Genomic DNA, 1024 nt, shown 5'->3' on the forward strand with positions numbered 1-1024 from the left:
CCCAGTCGCGGGGCCGCAGCTGGTACTTCTCCGAGTCCAGGTACTCCTCGCTGCCTTCCCGCAGGGGGGTGTTCTCGCACAGCTCGTAGCCGGAGTACACGCCCCAGGTGGGGGAGAGGGTCGCGGCGAGGACGGCGCGCACCTCGAACGCGGGGCGCCCGCCGTGCTGGAGGTAGGCGTGCAGGATGTCGGGGGTGTTGACGAAGAAGTTGGGCCGCATGTAGGAGGCGGCCTCACCGGACAGCTCCGTCAGGTACTCCGTCAGTTCCTGCTTGGTGTTGCGCCAGGTGAAGTAGGTGTACGACTGCTGGAAGCCGATCTGGGCCAGGGTGTGCATCATCGCCGGGCGGGTGAACGCCTCGGCCAGGAAGATCACGTCCGGGTCGGTGCGGTTGATCCGCCCGATGACCCGTTCCCAGAAGACGACCGGCTTGGTGTGCGGGTTGTCCACCCGGAAGATCCGCACCCCGTGGTCCATCCAGAACCTGAGGATCCGCTCGGTCTCGGCGACCAGGCCGTCCATGTCCCGGTCGAAGGCGATGGGGTAGATGTCCTGGTACTTCTTCGGCGGGTTCTCCGCGTAGGCGATCGACCCGTCCGGGCGGTGGTGGAACCACTCCGGGTGCTTGTCCACCCACGGGTGGTCCGGGGAGCACTGCAGCGCGAAGTCCAGCGCGATCTCCAGGCCCAGCTCGCGTGCCTGTCCGACGAACCAGTCGAAGTCGTCGATCGTTCCCAGGTCGGGGTGGACGGCGTCGTGGCCGCCCTCGGGCGAGCCGATCGCCCACGGCACACCGACGTCGTCCGGGCCGGCCGACAGGCTGTTGTTCGGGCCCTTGCGGAACGTCGTCCCGATCGGGTGGACCGGCGGCAGGTAGACGACGTCGAACCCCATCCCCGCGATCGCCGGGAGACGCCGGGCGGCGGTGCGGAACGTGCCGTGCGGACGCTCCGGCGTGCCCTCCGAACGGGGAAAGAACTCGTACCACGAGCCGTACAACGCCCGCTCCCGCTCCACCAGCAG

Annotated in this window: 1 pseudogene; it reads right to left on the reverse strand. The window is 68.8% G+C overall.

Going from position 1 to position 1024, the window contains the following annotated elements:
* Positions 1 to 1024, reverse strand: a pseudogene (locus tag AB0K92_RS33575) (alpha-1,4-glucan--maltose-1-phosphate maltosyltransferase); the annotation flags it as partial.

This window comes from Streptomyces sp. NPDC052687 (assembly GCF_040678395.1).
GTDB lineage: Bacteria > Actinomycetota > Actinomycetes > Streptomycetales > Streptomycetaceae > Streptomyces.